The sequence below is a fragment of the Streptomyces sp. NPDC024687 genome (assembly GCF_055559055.1).
The window spans coordinates 554,372-572,725 of sequence record NZ_JBVHLJ010000005.1; the positions used below are offsets into that span (position 1 = coordinate 554,372).

General features: G+C 63.6%; 15 protein-coding genes and 1 pseudogene. 12 read left to right on the top strand and 4 right to left on the bottom strand.

From position 1 onward, the window contains the following. Positions 1–6: 6 nt before the first annotated feature. Positions 7–303, bottom strand: coding sequence for a carboxymuconolactone decarboxylase family protein (locus tag ACZ39I_RS22720; RefSeq protein ID WP_467246136.1), 297 nt, complete (start codon positions 301–303; stop codon positions 7–9). Between the two features lie 517 nt (positions 304–820). Continuing rightward, positions 821–2,467 (bottom strand): PIN-like domain-containing protein, encoded by a 1,647-nt coding sequence (locus ACZ39I_RS22725; RefSeq protein WP_467246137.1) that lies wholly within the window; start codon positions 2,465–2,467, stop codon positions 821–823. 473 nt (positions 2,468–2,940) lie between these two features. On the opposite strand from ACZ39I_RS22725, the gene ACZ39I_RS22730 reads away from it, so the two are divergent. After that, positions 2,941–4,617: an SRA domain-containing endonuclease gene (locus ACZ39I_RS22730; RefSeq protein ID WP_467246138.1), complete on the top strand. Its 1,677-nt coding sequence runs from the start codon at positions 2,941–2,943 to the stop codon at positions 4,615–4,617. Positions 4,618–7,803: 3,186 nt separating this feature from the next. Beyond that, positions 7,804–8,916 carry a hypothetical protein gene (locus ACZ39I_RS22735; protein WP_467246139.1) on the top strand — a complete coding sequence of 371 codons (1,113 nt, stop codon included), beginning with the start codon at positions 7,804–7,806 and terminating at the stop codon, positions 8,914–8,916. Here ACZ39I_RS22735 and ACZ39I_RS22740 read toward each other — a convergent pair. Beyond that, a pseudogene (locus tag ACZ39I_RS22740) lies at positions 8,913–9,113 on the bottom strand (methyltransferase); the annotation flags it as partial. The gene ACZ39I_RS22735 and the pseudogene ACZ39I_RS22740 sit on opposite strands and share 4 nt — an antisense overlap. Positions 9,114–9,207: 94 nt before the next feature. On the opposite strand from ACZ39I_RS22740, the gene ACZ39I_RS22745 reads away from it, so the two are divergent. The 3 genes from ACZ39I_RS22745 to ACZ39I_RS22755 all read left to right on the top strand — a co-directional run bounded on the left by ACZ39I_RS22745 (position 9,208) and on the right by ACZ39I_RS22755 (position 11,722). Further along, positions 9,208–10,254 carry a hypothetical protein gene (locus tag ACZ39I_RS22745; protein ID WP_467246140.1) on the top strand — a complete coding sequence of 349 codons (1,047 nt, stop codon included), beginning with the start codon at positions 9,208–9,210 and terminating at the stop codon, positions 10,252–10,254. Positions 10,255–10,370: 116 nt separating this feature from the next. Next, positions 10,371–10,823 (top strand): GntR family transcriptional regulator, encoded by a 453-nt coding sequence (locus tag ACZ39I_RS22750; protein WP_467246141.1) that lies wholly within the window; start codon positions 10,371–10,373, stop codon positions 10,821–10,823. Then, entirely contained in the window at positions 10,820–11,722 is a 903-nt protein-coding gene (locus ACZ39I_RS22755) for a phosphotransferase enzyme family protein (RefSeq protein WP_467246142.1), read from the top strand. The genes ACZ39I_RS22750 and ACZ39I_RS22755 overlap by 4 nt, the downstream gene beginning before the upstream one ends. On the opposite strand, the gene ACZ39I_RS22760 is transcribed toward ACZ39I_RS22755, so the two are convergent. Beyond that, positions 11,719–13,101: a hypothetical protein gene (locus ACZ39I_RS22760; RefSeq protein ID WP_467246143.1), complete on the bottom strand. Its 1,383-nt coding sequence runs from the start codon at positions 13,099–13,101 to the stop codon at positions 11,719–11,721. The two genes, ACZ39I_RS22755 and ACZ39I_RS22760, sit on opposite strands and share 4 nt — an antisense overlap. Positions 13,102–13,916: 815 nt before the next feature. Between ACZ39I_RS22760 and ACZ39I_RS22765 the strand changes: the two genes are divergently transcribed. The 7 genes from ACZ39I_RS22765 to ACZ39I_RS22795 all read left to right on the top strand — a co-directional run bounded on the left by ACZ39I_RS22765 (position 13,917) and on the right by ACZ39I_RS22795 (position 18,353). Continuing rightward, positions 13,917–14,210 carry a hypothetical protein gene (locus ACZ39I_RS22765; protein WP_467246144.1) on the top strand — a complete coding sequence of 98 codons (294 nt, stop codon included), beginning with the start codon at positions 13,917–13,919 and terminating at the stop codon, positions 14,208–14,210. Continuing rightward, positions 14,207–14,536: a hypothetical protein gene (locus ACZ39I_RS22770; RefSeq protein ID WP_467246145.1), complete on the top strand. Its 330-nt coding sequence runs from the start codon at positions 14,207–14,209 to the stop codon at positions 14,534–14,536. The genes ACZ39I_RS22765 and ACZ39I_RS22770 overlap by 4 nt, the downstream gene beginning before the upstream one ends. Beyond that, entirely contained in the window at positions 14,536–14,916 is a 381-nt protein-coding gene (locus ACZ39I_RS22775; protein ID WP_467246146.1) for an RRQRL motif-containing zinc-binding protein, read from the top strand. Before ACZ39I_RS22770 ends, ACZ39I_RS22775 begins: the two co-directional genes overlap by 1 nt. Positions 14,917–14,920: 4 nt before the next feature. Beyond that, positions 14,921–15,931, top strand: a complete 1,011-nt coding sequence (locus ACZ39I_RS22780) for a hypothetical protein (RefSeq protein WP_467246147.1) — start codon at positions 14,921–14,923, stop codon at positions 15,929–15,931. Positions 15,932–16,133: 202 nt separating this feature from the next. Continuing rightward, entirely contained in the window at positions 16,134–16,451 is a 318-nt protein-coding gene (locus ACZ39I_RS22785) for a hypothetical protein (protein WP_467246148.1), read from the top strand. Positions 16,452–16,465: 14 nt separating this feature from the next. Continuing rightward, positions 16,466–16,696, top strand: coding sequence for a hypothetical protein (locus ACZ39I_RS22790; protein WP_467246149.1), 231 nt, complete (start codon positions 16,466–16,468; stop codon positions 16,694–16,696). 268 nt (positions 16,697–16,964) lie between these two features. Continuing rightward, positions 16,965–18,353: a hypothetical protein gene (locus tag ACZ39I_RS22795; RefSeq protein WP_467246150.1), complete on the top strand. Its 1,389-nt coding sequence runs from the start codon at positions 16,965–16,967 to the stop codon at positions 18,351–18,353. Position 18,354: the final 1 nt, after the last annotated feature.

Below are 18,354 nucleotides of genomic sequence, written 5' to 3' on the forward strand. Positions count from 1 at the left end.
CGCGGGTCAGCTCTTGACCTCGTCCTGCACCTCGGTCAGCCGGCCCCAGGAGGCGATGCCCTCGTCGAGCGGGATGTCCAGGCTGGCCAGGTACATGGCGGTCATGGCGCTGTGGCCGGCGAGGTGGGTGATCTCGGCGATCTCGTTCTGCGAGTAGTGCTCGCGCAGCGCCCAGAACGCCTCGTCGCTCGCCTTGTGGTCGACCATGCAGTTGGTGACATAGCGGACCAGGGCGGCCCGGGCGGGCGGCTCACCCTCGACCGAGGCGTCCCGCTGGAGCGCATCGCGCTCTTGGTGGATCACAGCAGTCAGGCAACCACAGAGGCGCCCTACCGCATTCGGTTGACCCCGGGTACGACAGAGGCCCATTCGCGATCCAGCGAATGGGCCTCTGACCAGCGTCGGGGTGGCGGGATTTGAACCCACGACCTCTTCGTCCCGAATTAGGCCCTGGAAGATCGCCCATCTGTGCTCTAGGTCAAATGTGCAGGTCAGGGCATCGGGGAGCATCGGTCTCCGTTGGTGTTTCAGGGATCCTGACGCAAGATCATCTCCAAGAATTCTCCAAGGCTCGCTCACGCTCACAGCCCGCAATGCATGAGCCGGCGCGTGGTCCGCTGGCTGCACCCGCCCGCCTCGGCATGAGGCACCGCGAGCCTCGGAGGCTAGGCCCCTCTACGCGGGACTGGAACGGCGATGTAGAGCTGCCGGAGTCCCTGCAGGGTGGCATGGAAAGCCGCGCTTTGGCGGGCCTTCTGCTCGCTCTCGATCGCCCGCTCATGTTGGAGTGGGCGAACTTGATGCCCACTGCCTTGCATCGTCATCCGCCAGCCTTTTCTTGACCCGTACGCCTCTCGCGCTCGGTTTGGCTTCGAAGCACAAATTGCGCCCCAGGAACTTGCTTGACGTGACTATCGATCGTTACCAAACCCGGCATGACCGTGATTTGCCAGAGTGCTGGAAGGGAATCCGCCAGCGCCCGGAGCGCACTGGCGACAGTGCCGTCTAGCTCACTTTTATTCACGGGTAGATCGTGAACCCTATACTCGGTTCGGAAATTCGGCCGAATTCGATACGGAACCTCCACTTTAAGTACGTCTAGCAGATCACCAATCGTTTCGACGTCCGTAATGCCGGCCGCCTCGTAAGATAGATCAATTGGGTGGAGCGCATCAAAATGATCAGCCGACAGTTCGGCATGGACACGGAGGTTGCCAGGGTCATGATTCCCGAACCCGTTAGTGTGCCATGGCGGTCGCACTTCGGTGATCAAACTGCGCAACAGGTCACCGTCCTTCACTTGATCCTCAGACAGTCGTGCGACAACGAAGGACATCTCCTCTGGACTAATATTTTTCCGTCCAGAGACTTTCTTCTGCCAGCGTCTGAGCATCCTATCAATCGAGTGATGAAACCCGAGATACACCAGCGACTCTCCACGAAATAGAGCCGCCATTGCCGGACGGCCTGCAAATGTGTCGATTACCACAGGCTCTAGCGGTAGGCGAGGCTCACTGTAAACGTACGCCAAGAGCTCTTCACGAAGTGATGCCAAGACGTGCGAAGCGTCATGCATTGCCTGCTCAACACGACTAGCATCGTCAATAGAATCGTTCGCAACCGATACATTCAATGCTTCCCTGGCAAGCTCCAGAAACCTCGGCGGCCGAAGCATAAAAACGCGACAGCCAACGGCAGAGTAAAATTCTTCGGCGAGCTCCAAGCGAGGTCCCTTCGTTTCGCCCGACTCCCTCCGCCACCAATCTTCTTTTACGTCACCTGTAACTATCAGCACTTCACAGCTTCGAACTTTCGCTTCCCGCATAGTCTGCGCCCATACTAGATAGTCGCCCGTGGCATCAATGTCGCCCTTCCTCTTATCCTTGTAGCCTGGAGGGATTTTCTCCTCTACGCGACGCAGGCCTTCGGCTACTGCGTCCTCGTATTCTTTGGCAGCCATGGGGGCGCCAACTCTATTCGCCAGGATGTTTTGCAACTCCAATAGGACAGGATCTTCGAATGTATTTCTAGAGCGTCCTTTTGATCTTTCGCCAGCAATGTCTTGCACTTTCATGGAGGCCCCATCAAAGGCGCCTCTGAGCACGTCAAGAATTTCACCAAGCTGCTCTTGCTTCAGTGCAACCCTATTGGCCCAGGTTCGCAACGATCGCTCAATTCCTCCGTGCGCATCTCTTAGCTCGTCAATGACTGTGTCACCGAAGAAGTCTAGATCCGATGCAGCAGACTCCCTATTTCTCCAAAACTCTACTGCTACCTGATTGGGGATCCACAGTCGATCGCCCAAGCCGCGAAGCACTGAGAACAGATCGGTGCGCGCTTCATCCGTGTAGCGATAGAGATTCAATACGGCATTGGTGTCCAAAACCACCATACCGTTCTTAAGAACTCGATCATAGTCTGCATTCGATGCGCTGAGATAATGCTCGAAACCGTCAGTCAGGCTCATGTGCAGCGAATTTAGTTCGCTCCTGGAGTTAGCTTTGCGTGAGCTCATAGGACGGTCTCCATGTCACGGTTTGAGAGTTCTACGGCGAGCAGGCTAGCTGAGTGTTCATCACCCACGTAGCGGATTGAGATTTCTAGCCAGCGCTTTATCGTGCGATCGGCTATGAGAAGGTGACCTTCCAGCGCGGACGACCGCGGTGACGCCGGACGCACTCCAGGTCGATCGTGTGCTGGAGGCTGGTCCTCAGAGTGCCGGCAGACTTCCCGCCGTGGGTCACCGGTGTACCCGTGTGCCACGTGCAGGACCCTAAGGCGGACAGGCAAACCGTTACGCGCTGGGTCCGGTGTCCGGTAAGTGTCGTTGGGTTGCCCTCCTTGGGGCATCAGTGGCCCGCCGCCCGAGGCGCCATGAAGGCCCAAAGCCAGCCGCTGGGGCGACTTCTGATGTCAGTGGCGTGATCTACGGTGTCGCGCATGGCAGCTTCTGAGATCACTCGTGCAGGCATCTTGCAGGCGATTGCGGAGCATGACCGGATCGGCCAGGAGGCGTTCCGGGACATCTACGGCTTCCGTGCCGCGGCTACCTATCTCTTGGAGCACGAGGGGAACCTGTACGACTCGAAGGCGATAGCTGGCGTTGCCCACAAGTACGACTTCGGCGTAGCGCTCAAGCCCTCTTCCCCGGGGCTCAGTGGGGGCCTCAAGCATGCCGTGGCATGGCTTCGGAGGGAGGGTTTCACCGTGGTGGAGCCCCCCAAAACCTTTCACCGGCGCGTGGGAGACGTCCGGCCGGCCCGACGTGACACGGGGCCCGCTCTCCACCGTCCCGTCCTTCTGCTCTGGGCCATCGGCCAGGCTCTGGCCGGAGCACGCCGCATGCAGCCATGGGCGGCCACGCGTGATGCTGTCGCGCCGCTGCTGGTGAAGCACGGCCAGGTGGAAGACGGGGTGGACGGAGCCCGTTACCCGTTCTGGGCACTTATTCGCGATGAGCTGTGGACCATCGAGCAAGGGCAGGAACTCAACCTGACCAGCCGTGGGCGGCGCCCAACCCTGGAGTCTCTGAACGAGGTCAACCCCCTTGGCGGTTTGCGCGAGGAGGACTACGACCTGCTCCGCTCGCACCCGGACGCCGCGGCATCCGCAGCTGCGGGGCTGATCCTGCGCTACTTCCATCCCCTTCCAGCCGACTTGCTCGAAGACTTCGGCCTCCACGCGCTGCTTGCTGGCAGGTGGCCAGATGCCTTGCGCCCGCTGCTCGGGGAAACCTTCAAGGATCGGGACGCTATTTGGCAGGCCTACGGTGGCCAGAAGATGGCAGGGATCGGCTGCCTTGCCGACGGCATCCTGAGCGTCTTCTCGGACGACAAGGGCCCCTACGCCGATGGGCGCATCCCCGACACCAACTGGATCGCCTACGTGGGCGATGGTCTGTCTGGCGATCAGCAGCTAACTGCCGGGAACGAGCTCATGGCCGAACATCAGGCGGCCGGCCGCCCGCTGCGCTACTGGCACAAGCCGTTCCAGGGACAGTTCAGCTTCGAAACCTGGGCGGTGATCGTGCAACGCCGACTGCGGTGGGGCGTGGGAGAGGACAAGCTGCCCCGCCGCGAGTTCCTTTGGGTGCTGGCGCCTGTTCCTTCCCCGGAGCGGGAGACCTGGCCTTCTGAGGTGCTTGAAGCACTGGATGCCGATACAGGGGAGCTCCACGACGAGACCGGCGACTACCGTCCCAGCGACCTCCACCTTGAAGCCCCCGCCACCGGGGAGAGCGACGAGGATGCGTATCGGCGTCTGGCGCAGAAGGCCGAGGCGAACGCCGAGCGGCGCCGCGGGATGAAGAGGCCGACGCTGGCCGACAAGTACGTCCGCGACCCCAGCGCGCGAGCTGCCGTCATCAAGCGCTGCCGCGGCAGGTGCGAAAACCCTGAATGTGCAGGCCATCCCACCGAGCTGACCACAGCCGGCCTGCCAATCTTGCAGGTCGACCACGTCAGAGACCTCGCCAAGGAGGGACTCGATGTCCCGTGGAACATGATCGCCTTGTGCCCCAACTGCCACGCCCTTAAGACCTACGGCAAGAACAGGGAGAAGCTTCGGCGGCTGCTCGCTTCTACTGCGCGCCGCCTCCACGAGGCCAAGTTCCAGTGACTTACGTGGGCCGGTGCCTACTCGTGAAGTGGACACCGGCCCACCACGGGAACGGCTTTCAAGACCGGCCGGATCCGCAGGGCCCAAGGTGGCTTGACCTGCGCAAGCGTCCAGTTACTAGGCCTCGTCTGCACCTAATTGGCCGGAGGTTGGCCGCGCCACCATTGCGTTGGCGCCTCGCCCTCCGCCAGCAGTGTTTCCTGACAGGGGGCATGACCTCTTCGCTCGCCCACTCTCCCCAACTGCCTACCTCGCCGTCCGGAGGGGCCTGCACCAGATCCGTCGGTTACCTACTTGTCCCGCTGGGGGCCAGCCTGCAGGGATTCGGCACCCACGATGGCCGTAGCGCTGGCAGCGAGTCCCAGCAGTTGGGCGAGGTTGTGGTCAAGAGTCGCGATGATCACGACCAACACCACAACCCACCACCGGCTCGTGATGGCGCTTGACGATGGAGCTAGGCACTGAGCGACACTCATGATGGCTCTCCTAAGAGTCAGGCGCCTGCTCCTGACCGCATCGCAAGTGAGCAGGAGCAGGCGTCGTCGAGTTGGTTAAGAGGGTGGCCCAAGCCCCAACCGTCTCGCATCTCCGCCTAGTGGAGCTGTTTTTGCGACAGCAATGGTTGTCATATTCGCTAAAAATCCATTGGTCTGCGGTTTCGCAAACAGATCAGGCACCCTTACTTTGCAAAGTCAGGTTGCTTAGTGGTGCACGTTCCCCCAGTTCGGGAGCCTGTCGTGCGAGATGCTCGCCCTACTCGCGACGCTGAGGCTCCCGTTAAGAGCGGGAGCGTGCGGGGCTGCGCTCGCTCGGGAGTCATCGTTGCCGGCAGCAGCGATTGCCACTGCGGCGTCCCGGTCGGCTAGAACCGCATATGTGAAGGTTTGGTGGTGATTTTTTTGCTCGGTGGGTCAGGTCGAGGCTGACTTGGGCGAGCCGTAGCCGGATGCGGTGCGCTGCATGGGGGCGCCCTGTTGTTGCCACGCCGCTGCTGCACACCGGCGAACGGTGGTGCCGCCAGTGAACTGAACGAGGACCAGGTCTGTTCGCTCCCACACTCTTTCCAACTGTCCGCGTGGCCGTGCAGGGCGGTTCGTAGGCGTTCGTGGTGCAGGTCAGCCGGGGTGCACGTACGGCGGTGAACGGTGGTGACCGCCGGTGCACAGGACAAAGACCAGGACAACGAGCGCTCCCAAAACCTCAGCTCAGAGCCGACTTGGGATGGTTGCAGCCTCTTCGCCAATGAGCTCCGCTAGGACAGCGATAGCTCCGAGATCAATGTGATCTCGGAGCTATCGTCATACATCATTCAGTCAAATGTTCTGACATGTGGTCACGAGTCGCTTGATTTCGGTTGTTCGATTTGTCCAGAGCGTGACACACATCTGTCCGTGCCTGGCCAGAAGGGGCATGTCGCCTGACCTGCGGCCGTGGCCAGAGTGGCCGTGTTCAGGGCACCCGCGCACGAGTTGACCCTGACTGTGGTAATACCGCTCGCGCGTCGCTCCGTCATAGAAGTCGAAATCGACCCACCAGTTGCATGTCTCACCGTACGATGTCCAGCTGTACCTCAACTGGTTGATGACTAGCCCATCCCTTGAGAGGGCGCCGCAGATGTTTCCGTTATAGACGGGAATGCCGTGAGATGAGCCCAACTTTCCCCACCACGCACAGGACTGCGTTACCGAAGCGCTAGCTGTTGGAGCGCTAGCAATTCCGCTTCCCAAAGCCAACGCTAACGCTGCCCCCACAACTTTTGCGCGCCCCATTTTGACAGATTTAAACAAAGTCCCCCACCATCCCTCGCGTCGGGTGGTCCTAGAGGAATGGTGACTTCAGTTGCAAGCAGTTGCAAGGCCGGGCCGGTGAAGAACCGATTCTGTACAAGAATTGCTCTATTCTGTCCACATCGCCTGAGGCGTGATGGGTGCAGTGATGCTTAGGGGCACAGAAGTCTGCATCACGCTTGCGGGACAGAGGCAAAATTGTGCTTTCGCAGCAGATTGGTGCCACGACGGCTTTCAAGACCGACGCACAGTTACAGACCTCACTAGCTCTGACCTGCATCGATGCGGTAGCCGCTCAAGGGATCAGGTGCGTTGGCCCATACATGGCCCACGGAGCACGGAACCAGCCCGGTCCACTACTCCTGTGAAGCCGTGTGGTCCCGGATCGCCGAGGCGACTTCCAGCAGCGCGTACGCGATTGCCGCCAGTCCCTCACCAGTGGCCTCCACCTGCTTGTCCTCCCCCATCGCCCAGCCGCCAACTCTGCACAACGGTCCGCCTGTTGTCCGTACGTGATCAGGTCCGTGGGACAACGCCGACGAACTCAGCCCCCTTGTGGTTGCTGATGATGAAGTCGCACCCGTGACCGGCTGCGCAGGTCAGCTCTTCACTCACGAATCCGCCTCTGGTTCCGAGGGGACTACCGTGACTGTCGCGGTCAGGGTGGACCGTGACCGCCTCGTGGTCGGGACCTCCCCCCTGCTCCACTTCTTCGATGCCGCACGCGGGGCACTTGACTTGCCACTCCATGCTCCACGCTCCGCCCTCGTGCGGCACTGGAACGAGGATTCCTTCGTGCCTCTGAGGCACGGTTCCCTCCAGATAGGTCGGTTCCATCCATGACAACCGACGGGCGGCCGGCAGGCAGGACTTTCCCCTGATCCGTAGGCGTCTTAGGGCTGTCCTGGTCCTTCTAGGTGGCCATGTTGGGGCCGTACGCAGCAGTCCCGGTCCTCAGTAGCTCGCTGATGCACGTCACTGTTGATGTCAGGGTCCTCTCGCAGCTAGGAACGCAACGCTGTGATCAGGGCAGCGAGAGCCCCGAGTAGGCCAGCCAAAGGCGTCGCCACCGCCAGAAGTGAGCGAGCCCAGCGCGGCATGCCACCGTCCGTCTCCGAAGCAGAAGGGCTCTCAGGGCACATTGAGTCAGTTCTCCTATCGGTCTACACGCCTGTGCCAGCAGGATTGGCTGGCCGGAGCCGCAACCTGTGCCATACCAGCACCGGTGCGAGGTTCCTCGTTCCATGAAGCCTGTCCGTGACTGGGAAGGCGGTCCTTCCGGCCATTTCCGGCAACCTCCGGACTGGCAAGATCCGTCTGACCTAGCCTTTTGTCAGCGTCATCGGACGGCACCGGACAGAGGTAGACAGTGCCGGAAACTCACGGACTGGAGCCACTGATGGACCTGGCAGCCCAACTTCGACAACTCCGAGAACTGGCGGGGACACCATCCATTCGCACCATCGAGCGTTTAATCGCCCGGCAGGGAAGGCAACACGGGATGAGGAGATCCACCATCCAGGACAAACTCTCGGGACGCAGCGCGCTGAAATTCCCTGAGATTCTATCTATCGTCGAGGCATTAGGAGAACACGCAAGACTAAAAGATGCCCCGCTACCTCAATCGGATATCGACCAAATGGTATGGAGGGAAAGGTTCGTAAGATTCTCGGAAAAAACACATCGACCGACCCATCTAAGCAATCCCCTCAATCCATCTTCAGAAAATAAAATCGAGTGGAACATGGAACCACTCAGGCAAGCACAAATGGTCGACCTGGTGACCATCGTCACAGAGTCGGAATCTAGTTCAATCGCTACCTGGCTCCCTACAGTGCTGCGTGAAATGTATCGTGCTGAAATGGATTTCACTGACTACATAAAAACTGCAGCAAAAGACAGTCCGCACGGGTTGGCGCAGACGATTGTCGCATTGGACGAAGAGTTTCCAAAGACCGAGCCAGTGGGGTGGTCAGGTGGAACGTGGGAGAACGACCTCACTGTAGGTCGTCTATTGCAGTTCGCCGCGGAGATACACGGTCCGACCGCATCTCCCGGAGTTGCGGCAGCATTACGGAGGTCAGACCTCGGCCCTCAAGTCAATACTTATCTGGAATGTGTGGCTGAATGGCATCTCGCGAAGGATATCGAAAAGGCAACCGCCCACCTACGCGCGGCCGGTATGGATAGAGACGCCAGAAGGCTACTGAGTTTCGTAGGCTCTCACCGTAGCAGCGATCGCGTGGTCGAAGTTGTAGTGCACTTCGAAAACGTGAACAAAATTGCAGACAGGAACGTTATCCTCGAAGGTGTAGCCAAGCAGGATCTACAGCGCATCGGATACGTTGTTCCGAAACTCCAAAAGGCGGCGGCACCCGAAGAGGTGCTTATGGAAGTAGCGCGAGGCGTGCCTTACGGAAAGCATGCCGAGTACGCTCAGCATCTCGAAGAAGCTGGCCTGCAGGAGTTCGCGCACCTAGTAAAAGTGGCGGCAGACGAGTTGCCGTTCTAATAGGGGTCCCTACCCACGGCCAATAGGTGCGAACTGGCAGCGAGCAATTCCGGGTAAGACTCTGCCATGCGCGCCGCCTCCATGGCTGAGGCAATCAACTCGTCCGTGGGCTCCCCGCCCGGCTGCTGCTCGACCGCCTTCAAGAGCGACCATGCGGGCCCCTCGATGCCGAAGACCTGCACGTCCGTCAACCTGGAGGCCGCGCTTCACAGCATCGACGGCCCCTCTAGGCCGAGGGGAGGACGTCAGAAACGGCCTGCGCCGCTCTGGGGGCTGTGCGACGATGCGTGCATGTCGTGGCAGCTTGCGCTCGAATACATTAAATCCCTCATTTGGCCAGTCATCGTCATTACTCTCATTCTGACCTTCAAGAAACAAGTGGGGGGACTGATTGGTAGATTGAACTCTCTGGAAACGCCAGTCGGCTCAGCGAATTTTGGAGAGAAAGCCGACGCTGTGGGGCAGGTTGCTGCTGAAATCGGGGATGAAATCTCCTCGCAGTTGGCTAGCGCGGAGCCCAGTGACAGTGACGACAGTGAAGGACCTGAAAGAATTTCCCCTTCGGGAGATTCTCACGGTGATCGCTTGAATGTTGACAATGATGTTGAAGTTCGCATCAGGTCTCTAATTTCTAGAGAAGGTTCTGATCCTACATCCGTTGTGCTTAACTCGTGGCGCGCTGTTGAGCAAGCCATGGCGAAATCGATACGAGACGATGTCGGGAAAAATGTCCCGATCGGCTATCTGATTAATACGGTAGCCAACCAAGGGCTCCTGTCTTCTCAGCTAATCGCATTGGTGAACGATCTATTTGAGTTGCGCAATCAGGTAGTTCACGGCGCTGGAGTGGTAATCACGACAGAAGATGCCGAGTCCTATCAGAAAGCAGCTACGAATGTAATTGATGCTCTGGCGCTCACGGAATCTCCTGGGTACCGGGCCATGAAGTATGAGGAGAAGGTTTATTGGGCCTTGCATGCCTTGGCGGGAGGCTCGATTGATTCGATTGAGCGACCCTTTGGCGGTGATGCTGGGTATGACTTCTTGATCACGCTTGCCGGGGGTGGCATTGTCGCAATCGAAACTACGTATCGAATGCGGCAGCCGCTTCGCGCCAGAGAGGCTGAGCAAAGAATTGATAGAGTGTGGGAGAAGATGCGATTGAAGGTGGGGAGGGATGTTCCCGTTCTTATCGTCACCAATTCTGCGTTGAGGCCTGATGTTGAGGAACTCAATCGAGTGCGCTCTGTAGATGTACCGTCTGCCGAGGTAATCCAATGGAACGGACGGGAAGACGATGATTACCTGCTCCGTGCCTTGGGCCGAGCTATGGGGTAGCGGGTATCCAGCCGACTCGGTTTCTCGGGAGGCAGCGCGGTGCGGTCCTGGCGTGGGATGGTAGAGGGGAGGGCGACACCGGAAGATGCTGGCATGTTTGCAGAAGGGGTGGACGCGTGCCGCAGGGCAGTCCGCGAGGTACCTACCTAGAGGTCTCGGAATCTCTCCGCGAGAAGATCCGGATGGGCGAGATCACTGAGGCCCTGCCGTCTCAGTCGGCACTCGTGAGCGAGTACATCGTGAGCCGCAGCACCATCGAGCGCGCGCTTGCCGCGCTCAAGGCTGAGGGCGTCATCGAGTCGGTACAGGGTGCCGGCTGGTTCGTGTCGGGGACCGGCGACCGCCGGCCGTTGGTCGAGAAGGTGACCGACTTGTTGCGGGCTGACGGGGTCAAGGTCGGTGACCGCTTCCCCACCGAGAAGGAACTGTGCGAGCGGTTCGGAGCGTCGCGGACGGCTGTCCGTTCCGCCATCGCACAGATGGAGGGGCAAGGTCTCATCGGCAAGGGTGTCGCGCGAGGTCGAGAAGTACGTGCGTTGCCAGCCGGACGGGGGACTGAGACGGCATGACGACGACCGAACGAACTGAGTTCGACGCTGACGCGGCAGGCGTCATCCTGCGCAAGGCGTGCAAGGTCGCGAACGTTGACCCGGACGGAATCGAGATGCTGAGGTTCGGGGACCATGCGGTGTTCCGTGTAGACGGCGGCCGTATCGTCTCCCGGGTCGGCCGCAGTCCCGATCGGGTCTCCTCCGTACGGAGGGAAGTGGCTGTAGCAGAATGGCTTGCGGCCGAGGGATACCCGGCGGCACGACTCGTCACGGCGGCCGAACAGCCGGTCGTTGTTCAGGGCCACCCGGTGACGTTCTGGGAGAGTCTCTCCGACGGAGACACGTACGCGAGTACGGGCGAAATGGGTGCGCTTCTGCGGCGGCTTCACGAGTTGGATGAGCCGCCTTTTTCGCTCCCGCCCCTCCAGCCTTTTGACAAGGTTGCACAGCGCTTGAAGCGGGCCGCCATCCCGGACATCACTCGCGCGTTTCTCCAGTCCCTGGCCGATGAATTGGCGGCAGACTATGGCCGTCTCCAGTTCGCTCTGCCGGCGGGTCATCTGCACGGTGACTTCAATGTCGGCAACGTCCTGCGCGACGCGGCCGGCCACCCGAAGGTCATCGACTTGGATGGGTTCGTCATGGGCCCCCGAGAGTGGGACCTCATGCAGACCGCCATGTACTACGACAGCTTCGGTTGGCACACAGAATCCGAGTACGCCGACTTCATTGCCGAATATGGTTTCGACGTGCGGAAATGGTCCGGGTATACCGTTCTCCGGAGCATCCGCGAACTACTGATGGTTACGTGGCTCTCGCAGAATGCCGGTTCCAATCCGCGTGCAGCCGAAGAAGTTGAGAAGCGGGTGGCGACTCTCAGGTCAGGAGGATCACGCCGCGACTGGGCGCCCTTCTAGGACGTCAAGCTGCATTGCTGCCATAGGCGAAAGGTGCGTGCTTCTTCCGCGAAGGTGCGGAATTCCACGGCGCCCCGCATGGTGGGGGCAACGCGTTCGCGGAACTCCCGGACGTACTGCACGCAACGCGCTGACTTCAACCCCTCGCCCAGTTGTAGCGCAGTCTTGGCGATTTCGCAGCCGCGTCCGATTTCACCTTGGTTGATAAAGGCTTCGGCTTGCACCATTGTGGCGAAGAAATCGCTTCGATTGTTCAAGCCGTCGCCGAAGATTGATCCCGCACCCCGCTCTGCCGCTTCTGCGGACCGGCCCAAATCGCGGAAGCAATGGCCGATCTCGGCCGCAAGTTCCACGTCATCGAAATACGCGATGTACGGCGGGTCGCTGTCCGGGGTCCGCTGGCTTAGCTTGCGCTCTGCCTCTACCAAGGCGAGGTCGCACCCTCGTTTGTCGCCGAGACGGGCCAGGGCCCGCGCCTCCATGGCGCGGAACTGCGCGGACATCGTGGGGCCCAGCCCGCCGGCCGGTCCGGTATAGGCCGCCCGCGCAAGGGTGGCAGCGTCCTGATAGCGCCCGAGGAATGTGGCCTGGTGGCTCATCGCGGAAAGGATGCTGCCGCCAAGGAGCCGGTCCCCTGCTGCTTGCGTCATGCGCAGTGCCTGGATGAAGTACCGCTGAGCGATGCCGTGCAGGCCGCTGTCGTACGACATCCACCCGGCAAGCAAGAGCGCCTCCGCCACGGCCGAGTAGAGCTGTTTGCCCACGGAGTCGGAGTACTTCCCGTCCAGCATCGGCCGGACGTCCGTGTGCAGGTACTGGATAAGCGCGCGTCGGGCATGGCCACCGCCGAACTTGCCATCGAGCATGCTGAACGCGTCAGCGGTGGAACGGATCATCTCCACGTCCACTGTGCCGATCGCACGGTTGCCCACGCGCGTCAACTCCCCGTCTGGCGGGGCGACGATCCAGCGTAGGGAAGCGGTGTTCCAGGCCGCTGAATCCGGCTGCGCCCTGACCAGTACCTCAGTTTCAGCAAGGTCGGCACGCCATAGGTCCGTGATGGTCTTAGTCGTCGTCTCGGGTCCGTCCGCGAACTCGAGTCCGAGGTCAGGCTGTACGGAGGAAACGGCCGCGTCACCCATGCCGATGTCGTCCAGGGTGAGCCGGCGCCCCACCTTCTGCCCGACAGCATTCGCGATGAACTGCGGCATGTTGCCGCGCGGGATCGCTCCCCTGAGCCATCGCGAGACGTACGTGTGATCGCAGGTGATGTCTTCACCTGACCGAGCGGCAGCGGCGACCACCGCGCGAGCAAGGGACTTGTGCGAGAAGTCGCCTTCCTGCATAAGCGCGGCCAGTCTGGCGTTCCGGTCTGCCATGGGACCCCCAGAGTTCGGCCGTGGTAGCAGCTTGACTCATCGTCACTCTACGCAGGTCAGGCCCGGGGTGTAGAGGGTTTGCACCCAGGAGTGCACGAGTGCACCCCCAAGTACTCGCTCCCGAACAAGGCCCCGGCTGGCGACAGTTGAATCACCACCGCACGAGACGGGCCAGCGGTTCCGAGTCGAAAGCCACGGGTTGACGGCGCGGAATCCTTCTGCCAACGTGAGTGGTAGGTAATACACACCACGCTTCACGGCGTGTGGACCGATACACGCCTGCCGCAGGCAGGCAGCACCACCCTTTGGCCAACAGGCCGGAGGGGCGCGGCAGACAGCCCGTCGGCTGTTAGACCCGGTGCGAACAACCTGGACAGCGGTCCACGAGCGCGGAACCGAACTTCGCAGGCTCGTGAGTGCTTGGCACTGAGACACCGAATCCCGAGCGGGGGCGACTCCCCGCGATGACCGGTCGGTGGATAGGACCGCGGCGACACAGCCTCCGAGTGTCGCCACGAACGGACTAGGCACTCCCTCACGTTGCGCGTGAGAGCCGAAACGGGCGATGTCAGAGGAAGGAGCCGCCGCGTCACAGACGTCTAGGTGGCCGTACACAGCACGAGGACGGGCCTCTTGCAGGGCCCGTCTCTCGTCATGCGGGCAGGACACCGGCCTCACGTCGGTGCCCTGCCCGTTTGATGAGCACGTTGAAGGTTCCACCCGCACCGCTTCCGGTGCAGTCCCTTTCCCGCGGCGCATGCCTGTCGAGGCACCTCCAGGCGCATGCGACCGCTCCCCAGTGAGGAGAGACCTCCATGAAGTACATCGTTGCTGGTCATCAGGCTGTCTCCGACGCGGAGTTCGCGGAGTTGGCGCTCGGTACCCCGGTTGAGCTGTGGCTCGGGGTGGAGGGCGAGAGCGAGATGGAGCGCGCGGCCCGCCTGGACGCGGCCCGGGACATCCTCGCCGACCCCGAGTACCGGGAGCTCCCGGACGACCTGATCCGCCTGGCCGCGCGGGTGGTTGACGAGAACCCCGATCTGTTCAACGTGGTCCCGCTCGCTCGCCCCGCCCGCCGCCGCATCGCCCGGCGGGGGGTTGCGGCATGAGCGAGGCCCTGACGCTCGATGACCTGGCAGTGCCGCTGCGGGTGCTGCGCCTGCTGACGACGGACTTCGGGCACCTGCCGGCGCCCGCTGTACGGGTGACCACGGTGTGGCCGGACCGGCTGGAGCTGGAGTTCCACGACGACCTGGCCGGCTTCGAGGCGTGGCGGGACGTGTTGGGCATCGCCCCGGACGCGGTCACCCACAGCACGCAGAGCGCGGGCCGCACCCGCGTTCTGCACACCCACATCGAGTACGCGGGCGCCCGGCTGGAGTTGGTCGGCTACGGCCGTATCCCCGCTGCGGTGGCGGCCGGAGCGGCGGCCTGATGTCTGTCACCTGGGGCAAGTGCTTCGACCCGAACGGCGCGCGGCACGGCATCCCCACCTGGCCGTGGCGGTACGCCCCCGACGGACTGGCGACGAGACGGCAGTTACGGGCCCGCGGCTTGCGCCCCGGCGGTCAGCCGATCGCCGGCCAGATACTCCGGCCCCGGTACCGGCGCGGGCCGCTGGTCGCGTACCTCTACCGCCTCGACAAGGCACTGCCCGTGCGCCCGATGACGCCGGCCAAGCGCCGGGCGCTGGCCTACGCGATGCGAGCGCGCCGGACCTGCCCGCAGTGCCGCCAGGACGCCGGATACGTCATCCCCGCATCCCTCGGGGTCTGCGTTCCCTGCGCCTACCCCGACGACGAGAACAAGGAGTGATCGCATGGACTGGAAGAAGGCCGCCCACCGGGCGGTGCACTGGAGTCTGCCAGCGGGGCTGACCGGCCTGTCGCTGGGCTGGACGGTCTATGCGGTGGGGCAGATCCTCTCCCACCAGGCCCCGGGACCGCTCGCCTACACGGTGGCCGGGATCTACGACGCGGTGTGGCTGTACGCGCTGGCCATGGAGACCGCGCATCGCCGCCAGGGCTCCAAGGCGACGCTGCCCACCGCGCTGGGCTGGCTGTTCCTCGTGACCTCGGTCGGTGTGCTGTTCACCCACGGCCTGCTCTACGCCACCGCGGTCGTCGCTGTCATCGGGGCCGTGGTCCCGGCCGCCGCCAAGGCCACGCTGATCATGGCGGTGGAGCGGGACGCCACCCGGATCTCTCCCGCGGCGCAAGCGCAGATCGATGCGGTGCGCAGCGCGACGCGGGACCAGGTGGCGATCGGCCGCGCGGTCACCCGCGCCAAGACCGACCGGCAGACCACCGCGGCCGTGCTGGAGCGCGAGGAGCACCGGGCCCGCGGCCAGGCACAGAAGGTGCGCCACGAGGCAGCCGAGAAGCTGACCAAGCTGACCGCCGAACACCCGGTCGACGGCACCCCGCAGGAGATTCCTGAGCTGTTCTCTGACGAGGACCTGGCCCGGGTGCTGGGTCAGTGGTCGGACGGGGGCGTGTCCCCGGGTGTGTCCCCTGTGTCCCCCCAGGTCAGGCCCGTGTCCCGCGTGCCCGAACTTCCCGCCTCGCAGGGCGGGGGACACACTCCCCTGGACTGGTCGGCACTGGCGCAGGTGGCGGCCGTGGCAGGGGTGGACACCCCCGCGCCGGGTGAGCCGCTGAGCGAGGAACAGCTCACCGTCGTGCTGCGGTGGCTGCGCCACTCCGAGAACCCCCCGCTGTCCTACCGCAAGGCGCTGGCCGCGTACCGCGCGGCGGGGTTCTCCGCGAAGGAAGAGCGGGTGCGCAAGGCGTACGCCGCGCTGATCGACGCGGAGGACGCGCAGCCGTAAAGCAGCGTCCGGCAAACATCAATGAGGACCAGCCCACGCCAATTGGGCTGGCCCTCGTTGCGACTGCCGGAAGCAGTCGAGCACCAGTGAAGCAGACCCGATGAGCCCCGGCGAGCGGCACGTTCGCAGACCCGGTGCAGACCCGGCGAGCTGACCCCAGCACACCACCCTGAACCCTCCTGTCTGGAAGGGAACTTCCCTGGTGAACACCTCATCCATCCGCCGCCGGCGCCTCGCCGTGTCGGCGGCCGTCGCCGTCAGTACGGCCCTGTCCGTCGCCATCGGCGTGCGGCTGGCCGGCTACAGCGTGCCGCTCGCGCTGTTGCTGGCCTGCTGCCTGTCGTGTCTGACCACCTTCTCCAGCCTGCTGTTCCGCCTGGTGGATGCGTGGTCGACGACCACCCACCGCTGCACGCAGGCGGGCTGTGACTTCCAGGTACGGCTGACGCACGCGGGAGCTGCGGAAAGCCGCCGCTGGCAGGAGATAGCCACCCACCACCCCGACCACCGCACCAGGTGAGCCAGGAGGCCGACATGAGCACCGTCCACCCCACCGGCGCCAGCGGGCCGGGCCCGCTGTTTTGGGTGCTGTCCGTGGACAAGCCCGGTGTGGTCTCCACGACCCGCAGCGGCACCTACACCCCTCGCCCCGGCGCTACCCGCGAGGACGCCTACCAGGAGATCTACCAGGAGGTCACCGCCGGCCACCCCGCGCTGCGGGGCGCCACGGTCGTCTTCTTCTCCCTCGAGCCCAACCGGCTCTGACCAGCCCATTTCCCCCATGCGCAGGGCCCGGACGCTCAGCCCTGGAAAGCACGCGTCCGGGCCCTGCTCTCCTCCATGAAGGAGTGCTCTCAGCATGACCGAGACCACCACCGAACCGGTAGCCCACCCGGCTATCACCCAACCCCCACCCCAACCCACCACCCCACCCACCCAACAGAGCCAAACCCCTTCTACTGAGCGGGAGTTGGCGCACACGCCTGGCGGTATCCCGGTCCTGCCGTTGACTCTGGCCGGTACAAACGGCGCGGTGGGCGCGGTCAGTACCGTCGCCCTGGTGGGCGGCGGGCCGGTCGCGCTCGCGGTGGCCGCGGGCGGCGCCGCCGTCGTGGGCACCACGGCTGCGATCCGTGCCCGCCGCCGCACCAACACCGGAAACGGTGGTGGCCGTGGTTCGGCCGGCTCCGGCCACCGGCGCAACGCCTCGCGCACGTCCGCTTCGCGCTCCGGCGGTGGCTCCGGCCTGTTCTCCGGGGGGCGCGGTCGTGGGCGCGGCTCCGGCGGCAAGTCCCGCACCGGTAGCGGCACGGGGGGCTTGGGCCTGCGGTCCGGCGGCCGTGGCGGCGCAGGCCGTCAGGGCGGGGGCGGTCGTCCCACGCCCCGCTCAAGTGCGTCCGGCTCCGGTGCGGCCGGTTCCGGGGCCGGGCGGTTGGGGCAGGTACGCGCGCTGCGCAACAGCAGCCGCAAGCAGTCGCCGACCCGGGCCGCGGCCCGGCAGCAGACCACCGCCGCGCGGCGCCAGGTCGCCGACGCCCGCCGTAACGCACGGGCCACCAACCGCGCCAACAAGGCCGCCTCGCGTGGCCTGTTGGGGCGTGCGGGCGGCTGGGCCGCGGGAAAGGCCGCCGCCGGCAGCCGCGCCCTGGTCAACAAGGCCCGCGCCGCTCGTGACCGAGCCACCGGGACGCAGGTCGCCGCCAAGCGCGATCAGGTGCGTAAGGCCCCTGCCCGCCGTAAGGCGCGCTGGGGGTTGCTGAAGTCGGCGGCCCGCTTTCAGGGACGGCGCCTGCTCGCCGCCCTGGCTGGCGGTGCCGCCGGAGTGCTGGGCTGCCTGACCACACCGATCGGCAAGAAGCTCGGGTGGCGGGCGCTCATCCACCCCGGGCGGCGCCTGTACGCGCGGCTCGTTGCGGCCGCACGCGCCAAGCGGGCGGCCCGTGACGAACAGATCCGCGCCACCCGGGCAGCGGAAGAAGCCGCCGCGGACGGCAACCCGCAGGAGATCGGGGACCGCGTCGAGCGTCCCGCCTCGCTCATCCCGACGATTCTTTCGGCTGTTCAGGAGGCCATCAGCGTGTCTGGTTTCAAGTTCGAAGAGGCCGCGGCGGAGATGGAGAACGCGGCCCGCACCTACGACCCCGACGGGAACATGGAAGTTCTCGCGATGATCGACAACCTGCCCACGGCCATGCTGTCGATCGCCAACACCTTCCGCATCCTGGCCGAACGCTCCGACGAGGAGTTCGCCTTCGAGAAGGACGTGGCCGCCGGGTTCGACGACATCCACCGCACCCTGCTCAACGCCGTCGACGCCGCCGAAACCCTCGTCCCGCTGTTCCGGCGGGTCCACGAGCAGGACATCGCCCGCCACGAGGAACCCCGCAACGGCACCGAGGCCGAGAAGGGCTGGAACGTCTAAC

Excerpts from the sequence above, each read along its gene's own strand:
- ACZ39I_RS22725 (WP_467246137.1), bottom strand. The coding sequence starts at position 2,467 with ATGAGCCTGACTGACGGTTTCGAGCATTATCTCAGCGCATCGAATGCA.
- ACZ39I_RS22730 (WP_467246138.1), top strand. The coding sequence starts at position 2,941 with ATGGCAGCTTCTGAGATCACTCGTGCAGGCATCTTGCAGGCGATTGCG.
- ACZ39I_RS22735 (WP_467246139.1), top strand. The coding sequence starts at position 7,804 with ATGGACCTGGCAGCCCAACTTCGACAACTCCGAGAACTGGCGGGGACA.
- ACZ39I_RS22745 (WP_467246140.1), top strand. The coding sequence starts at position 9,208 with ATGTCGTGGCAGCTTGCGCTCGAATACATTAAATCCCTCATTTGGCCA.
- ACZ39I_RS22755 (WP_467246142.1), top strand. The coding sequence starts at position 10,820 with ATGACGACGACCGAACGAACTGAGTTCGACGCTGACGCGGCAGGCGTC.
- ACZ39I_RS22760 (WP_467246143.1), bottom strand. The coding sequence starts at position 13,101 with ATGGCAGACCGGAACGCCAGACTGGCCGCGCTTATGCAGGAAGGCGAC.
- ACZ39I_RS22765 (WP_467246144.1), top strand. The coding sequence starts at position 13,917 with ATGAAGTACATCGTTGCTGGTCATCAGGCTGTCTCCGACGCGGAGTTC.
- ACZ39I_RS22770 (WP_467246145.1), top strand. The coding sequence starts at position 14,207 with ATGAGCGAGGCCCTGACGCTCGATGACCTGGCAGTGCCGCTGCGGGTG.
- ACZ39I_RS22775 (WP_467246146.1), top strand. The coding sequence starts at position 14,536 with ATGTCTGTCACCTGGGGCAAGTGCTTCGACCCGAACGGCGCGCGGCAC.
- ACZ39I_RS22780 (WP_467246147.1), top strand. The coding sequence starts at position 14,921 with ATGGACTGGAAGAAGGCCGCCCACCGGGCGGTGCACTGGAGTCTGCCA.
- ACZ39I_RS22790 (WP_467246149.1), top strand. The coding sequence starts at position 16,466 with ATGAGCACCGTCCACCCCACCGGCGCCAGCGGGCCGGGCCCGCTGTTT.